The organism is Methanosarcina sp. 1.H.A.2.2, from assembly GCF_000979975.1.
Classification (GTDB): Archaea; Halobacteriota; Methanosarcinia; order Methanosarcinales; family Methanosarcinaceae; genus Methanosarcina.
On the sequence record NZ_JJQL01000079.1, the window covers coordinates 237,884 to 243,883 of the forward strand.

The 6,000-nt window shown below is 49.7% G+C and carries 7 protein-coding genes and 1 pseudogene; all 8 read left to right on the top strand.

From position 1 onward, the window contains the following. Nucleotides 1-103: 103 nt before the first annotated feature. Nucleotides 104-745: a dimethylamine corrinoid protein MtbC gene (gene mtbC / locus EO93_RS12885; RefSeq protein WP_048162859.1), complete on the top strand. Its 642-nt coding sequence runs from the start codon at nucleotides 104-106 to the stop codon at nucleotides 743-745. A gap of 24 nt (nucleotides 746-769) precedes the next feature. Then, nucleotides 770-2,257: pseudogene (gene mttB / locus EO93_RS12890) on the top strand ([trimethylamine--corrinoid protein] Co-methyltransferase). Nucleotides 2,258-2,289: 32 nt separating this feature from the next. Beyond that, entirely contained in the window at nucleotides 2,290-2,940 is a 651-nt protein-coding gene (locus EO93_RS12900) for a methyltransferase cognate corrinoid protein (RefSeq protein WP_048162860.1), read from the top strand. Nucleotides 2,941-3,230: 290 nt separating this feature from the next. Then, complete coding sequence (locus tag EO93_RS17595) at nucleotides 3,231-3,449, top strand: hypothetical protein (RefSeq protein WP_156161319.1); 219 nt, start codon at nucleotides 3,231-3,233, stop codon at nucleotides 3,447-3,449. Further along, a complete protein-coding gene (locus EO93_RS12905) occupies nucleotides 3,425-4,486 on the top strand; it encodes a DMT family transporter (RefSeq protein WP_200898117.1) in 1,062 nt (353 codons plus the stop codon). The genes EO93_RS17595 and EO93_RS12905 overlap by 25 nt, the downstream gene beginning before the upstream one ends. Before the next feature lies 1 nt (nucleotide 4,487). After that, nucleotides 4,488-4,784, top strand: coding sequence for a hypothetical protein (locus EO93_RS12910; protein ID WP_048162861.1), 297 nt, complete (start codon nucleotides 4,488-4,490; stop codon nucleotides 4,782-4,784). 20 nt (nucleotides 4,785-4,804) lie between these two features. Continuing rightward, entirely contained in the window at nucleotides 4,805-4,954 is a 150-nt protein-coding gene (locus EO93_RS18005; protein WP_200895032.1) for a hypothetical protein, read from the top strand. A 60-nt stretch (nucleotides 4,955-5,014) separates the two neighbouring features. Then, the coding region (gene mtbB, locus EO93_RS12915; protein ID WP_048162862.1) for a [dimethylamine--corrinoid protein] Co-methyltransferase at nucleotides 5,015-6,000 on the top strand (986 nt) is incomplete at its 3' end.

A 6,000-nucleotide genomic window follows, 5' to 3' on the forward strand; every position in this document is an offset into this window, starting at 1 on the left:
GACTCATAGAGCTTGAGCTTGCATCCCAAATTATCATGATTATTCATGTTAATTTCGGGTCGAGACGTCTCCATAGTTCAAAAATTAAAACGGAGGATGCAACATTAGCCAAGAAGAATTACTTCAGGAACTTGCAGGCGCTGTAATCACCTGTAAAAAGGATGCAGTACTCGCTGCCGTTGAAAAGGCAAAAGGAGAACTGGACCCCGCACTAATTATTGAAAAAGGGCTTGCCGCAGGCATGAATGAAGTGGGTGTCCTCTTTGAGAGAGGCAAACTTTTCTTACCCCACGTTATGATGGCTGCCGACGCAATGACCGCCGGAGTCGCAGCTCTTAAGGACCTTATGCCTGAAGGCGCTTCCAGCGCAAAAGTGGCCGTCATTGTGAACGGTACTGTAGAAGGCGACGTCCATGACATCGGCAAATCCATCGTGTCCACAATGCTCCAGTCTGCTGGTTTTGAAGTGCACGACATCGGCCGCGATGTTCCTGTCATGAACTTTATCCAGAAGGCAAAGGAAGTCAATGCTGATATGATCGGGCTTTCTGCTCTTATGACCACAACTCTTCCTGGACAGAAACAAGTTATCGAACTCCTCAAGGAAGAAGGTATGAGAGAAAATGTAAAGGTCATGATCGGGGGCGCACCAGCAACCCAGGCATGGGCTGACAAGATCGGCGCAGACTGTTACGCAGAAAACGCAAGTGAAGCCGTTGCTAAGGCAAAAGAACTGCTCGTTTAAATCTTTTTTATCGGAGGTTACAAAATGGCAAAATGTAATGCAGTTGCAGGATTCAACGCACTTAACGGTGTGGAATTAAACCTTTTTACGAACGACGAACTTAAGGCAATTCACTACGCCTCAATGGAAATCCTGATGGACCCCGGTGTCCAGGTCTCTGACCCGGAAGCCAGGCAGATCTTCAAGGAAAATGGCTGTGAAGTTGACGAAAAGACTCAGATTGTAAAGATCCCTGAATATCTCGTAAGAAGAGCTCTTCAGCTCGCTCCCTCCAGGTTTGTCCTCTGGGGCCGCGACAAGAAGCACAACACTGTACAGGAATCCGGCGGAAAGGTTCACTGGACCTGCTTCGGTACCGGTGTAAAGGTTTGCAAGTATCAGGATGGCAAGTACGTAACCGTTGACTCTGTTGAGCAGGACATTGCAGACATTGCAAAGCTCTGTGACTGGGCAGAAAACATCGACTACTTCTCTCTCCCGGTCTCTGCAAGGGATATTGCAGGCCAGGGTGCCCAGGACGTTCACGAGACCTTCACCCCTCTTACTAACACCGCAAAACACTTCCACCACATTGACCCAGTCGGCGAAAACGTCGAATACTACTGGGACATCGCAAAGGCCTACTACGGCGGCGACGAAGAAGAAACAAGGAAAAAGCCTCTTTTCTCCATGCTGCTCTGCCCGACCAGCCCACTCGAGCTCAGTGTCAACGCTTGCCAGGTCATCATTAAGGGTGCCCGCCTCGGTATCCCTGTAAACGTCCTGAGTATGGCAATGTCCGGTGGTTCTGCTCCTGTATACCTTGCAGGAACCCTTGTTACCCACAACGCCGAAGTACTCTCAGGTATCACTCTCGCTCAGCTCACAGTACCCGGAACCAAAGTCTGGTACGGAAGTTCCACCACCACCTTCGACCTGAAGAAGGGTACTGCGCCCGTCGGATCTCCCGAACTCGGCCTGATCAGCGCATCTGTCGCAAAGCTCGCCCAGTTCTATGGCCTCCCCGCATTCGTGGCAGGCACCTAGTCTGATGCAAAGGTCCCGGACGACCAGGCTGGACACGAGAAGACCATGACCTGCCTCCTTCCCTCCCTCGCAGGGGCAAACACCCTCTACGGCGCCGGGATGCTTGAGCTTGGTATGACTTTCTCCATGGAACAGCTCGTTATTGACAACGATATCATCAAGATGACAAAGAAGGCCCTTATGGGAGTCCCTGTCACTGAGGAAACCCTTGCAGTCGAGTCTATCCAGAAAGTAGGCATTGGAAACAACTTCCTCTCCCTCAAACAGACCAGGCAGCTTGTGAACTACCCCTCCGACCCCATGATCATCGACAGGCGCATGTTCGGTGACTGGGCAGCAGCCGGCGCAAAGGACCTTGCAACCGCTGCACACGAAAAGGTCGTAGACGTTCTCAAGAACCACGTAGTTAAACCAATCGACGCAGACATCCTCAAGGACATGAAGGCAGTTGTCGACAGGGCTGACAAGGCTTTCAGAGGCATGTAATTACAATATCAGGATATTCAGGAGATCTAAAAATGGCAAGCACAGAAGCAATCATTGCAAAAGCAAAAGACGCAATCACCGATTTTGACGACGAACTCGCAGCAGAAGTTGCAGAAGAAGCTCTTGCAGCAGGTGTTGACCCTGTAGAGCTCATTGAGAAGGGCTTTACCGCAGGCATGCTGGAAGTAGGAGAACAGTTCGAGCAGGGCACTCTCTTCCTCCCCCATGTACTTGCAGCCGCCGAGGCAATGAACGCAGGTATTGAAGTCATCAAGCCGGAAATGGACAAGCGCAAATCCCAGACCAAGAGCCTTGGAACCGTTGTAATCGGAACCATCGAAGGTGACATCCACTCCATTGGAAAGGACATCGTTGCCTCCATGCTCAACATTGCAGGCTTCAAAGTTGTGGACCTCGGAAGAGACGTCCCAATCAGTGCCTTTGTTGAAAAGGTAAAGGAACTCAAACCCCAGATTGTTGCATCCTCCGCTCTTATGACCACCACCATGGTCAACCAGATCCAGATCGAAGAACAGCTCAAAGAAGCAGGTGTTCGCGACCAGGTAAAGACCATGGTCGGTGGAGCTCCATGCACACAGGACTGGGCAGACAAGATTGGCGCAGACATCTACGGTGAAAGTGCCACCGATGTCGTCAGTAAGGTAAAAGCAGCCTTACTCTAAAAGCTCAATAAGCAGAAAATGCAGAAGATCTAATCGAATGCATTTTCTGCCCAATTTTATTTTGTACAGTTTTTGCGAAACCGATAGCTGAGGGTATAAACAAAAAAATTCTTTCATATCTGGTCATACTCACGAGCTACATTAACCATAGAAAAGACTGCGCAGAAACCTGCTCAGTATTTAGACTACGGCAATACTAAGGCAAACTTCAAAGCTGCTGATAATTGTTTAAAATGGCAACTTAAAGCAATTGTCAAAAAGCCTGAAAACTGCAGTAAAACGGGATAAAAATGGCAATTATAACTGTAGTTAATTATATATGTAGTACGCCGGAAACTGTAGTCTCTAAATTATATATAAAAGTTAATCTAGTTCCCTTAAATGTAAATGTCCTTAGAGAGGTTTCGCAAGCTGTACTTTCAGGCTGTGGAATAGGGCTGGGACGGACTCATGCCCTGAGGGAATTCCATAGTGCTTCTGAAAAATGGAGGGATTTTCCGTGGATTTAAAATCTTTAAAAAAACAGGAAAGCAAACGAAAAATCAGTAAAGGGTACATGTGGGCCCTTTTCTGTGCTGTATTCTGGGGTATCTGGTATCTTCCAGGGACCGTTGTGTGGGTGCTTAACCCATTCGATGAGATGTACAGCGCTATTGCCGAAACCGGAGGAGACGGCTCAGCTCTTATTGTAACTGCCGTGCTGATTACGGCCTTTAATGCACTTACGGTCATGCTAGCGCTCATGCTCTGGAATGGAGTGCTTGGTAAATACGGGGAACTTGTCCGGACAATGAAAGAATTCAACCCGTGTTCCAAGTGGTTCTTCCTTGCCTCGATTTTCGGAGGCCCTATGGCAATTCTCGGTTCGTTCATTGCTATGGGCTTTATAGGCGGAGCATTTGCAGCTGTTGCAGCTCTTCTTTACCCTGTGGTGGGCTCTGTTCTTGCTTACTACTGGTACGGGGAAAAGATCTCCAAGAGAGCGGCAATCGGTATAGGAGTCATCATTTTAGGAGGCATCACGATCTTCGGAGGCGGGCTTCTGACTGAGCTTTCCTCAGGCAACGTCCAGTGGATCGGATACCTTGGAGGTTTGATGGCTGCTGCCGGCTGGGGCATTGAAGGCGCAATCGCAGGAAAAGGTCTCGACATTTCCGAGCCGGACGTGGGGCTGACCCTCAGGTTCTTAGGAGAAAACATTATCTGGTGGATCATTGTTGTTCCAGTGCTTGCAATTCTCGGTTACCCGATGTATTCCTTTGCACTCCAGGCCTTTGAACCCATGACCCTGCTGGTCTTGATTTTCGCAGGGATTACCTTTGGTTTCTGTTATGTCTGCTGGTACAAGTCCTTCCCGCTTATCGGGGTAGGAAGAGGGCAGGGTATTGGAAATCTCTACGGTCTGTTTGCTATCATCTTCATTTTCCTCTTCTTCGGAGATGTCCCGCAGTGGTCTATCCTTGTCGGAGGCACTCTCTGTGTTATTGGTAGTTTCGCTATGATTACGGAAGACACAAGTGCGCTTGAAACTCTGAGAGGTGAGTGAAGTGAGCGGAAACCGGCCTATCAAATTCAGGATTCTGGAGATTTTACTGGATGGGAAAGAACGATGGAACTATGAAATCGTTTCAAAGATCCAGGAAGAGTACGACATGAGGAGCAATTTCCACAGGGACAGCATCAATTTCGACATCCTCGAACTGGCATCCGGAGGGATGCTGAAGGACGTGGAGCAGAAGGTCGATGAAGATGGGATCTACAAGAAAGGTTTCCTCCTGCACAGGTACGTGATCACCGACTTCGGAAAAACCCGTGGCTCTGATGCCTGCCTGAGATATGTGTAATCTTTAACGGAGGTTAAAACATGACACAAACAGCAGCGGCTCTGGAAGCTTACAATGCGTACTGGGCAAACTCCTTCATCCCCGCCGGGGACATTATGTGGATGGTTCTCATCCTGGTCCTGGCGTCAATTGCCCTCTGGCAGGCAAGGACCTTCGTGTCCAAGTTCTGAACCCCATAGAATACAGCTTTCCATATCTAATATTGAATACACAATAAAATGGTGATATAAATGGCAACTGAATATGCTTTGAGGATGGGAGACGGTAAACGTATCTTCCTTACCAAAGAAAAGATTGTTGAGGAGATTGAGGCAGGTACGGCTAACGCCGCTGACCTCGGTGAGATTCCTGTCCTCAGTGGTAATGAACTTGAAAAGCTTGCAGAAATTCTGATGATGCCCGGAAAGGCAGTCAGTGTTGAGCAGGGCATGGAAGTTCCTGTAACCCACGATATCGGTACCCTCAGGCTTGACGGGGACCAGGGCAACAGTGGTGTTGGTATTCCTTCCAGCCGTCTTGTCGGCTGCATGATGCACGAGAGAGCCTTTGGTGCCGACACCATGGAACTCGGTCACATCGACTACAGCTACAAGCCTGTAAAGCCCGTTGTTTCAAACGAGTGCCAGGCAATGGAAGTCTGCCAGCAGAACATGGTCATCCCTCTCTTCTATGGCGCAATGCCGAACATGGGGCTGTACTACACTCCTGACGGACCCTTCGAGAACCCGGGAGACCTCATGAAGGCTTTCAAGATCCAGGAAGCCTGGGACTCTATGGAACACGCCGCAGAGCACCTTTCCAGGGACACCGTATGGGTTATGCAGAAAATCTTTGCCTCCGGGGCAGACGGTGTAAACTTTGACACCACCGGTGCAGCCGGTGACGCAGACATGTACGGAACCCTCCACGCCATCGAGGCTCTCAGGAAGGAATTCCCGAACATGTACATCGAAGCCGGAATGGCCGGGGAATGTGTACTCGGTATGCACGGCAACCTGCAGTACGACGGTACAACCCTCGCAGGCCTCTGGCCACACCAGCAGGCACCTCTGATCGCAAAGGCAGGCGCAAACGTCTTCGGTCCAGTGTGCAACACCAACACCAGCCAGACCTCTGCCTGGAACCTTGCAAGGGCTGTCACCTTCATGAAGGCAGCTGTTGCAGTTTCCACTATCCCCTGTCACGTTGACATGGGTATGGGTGTCGGCGGAATTCC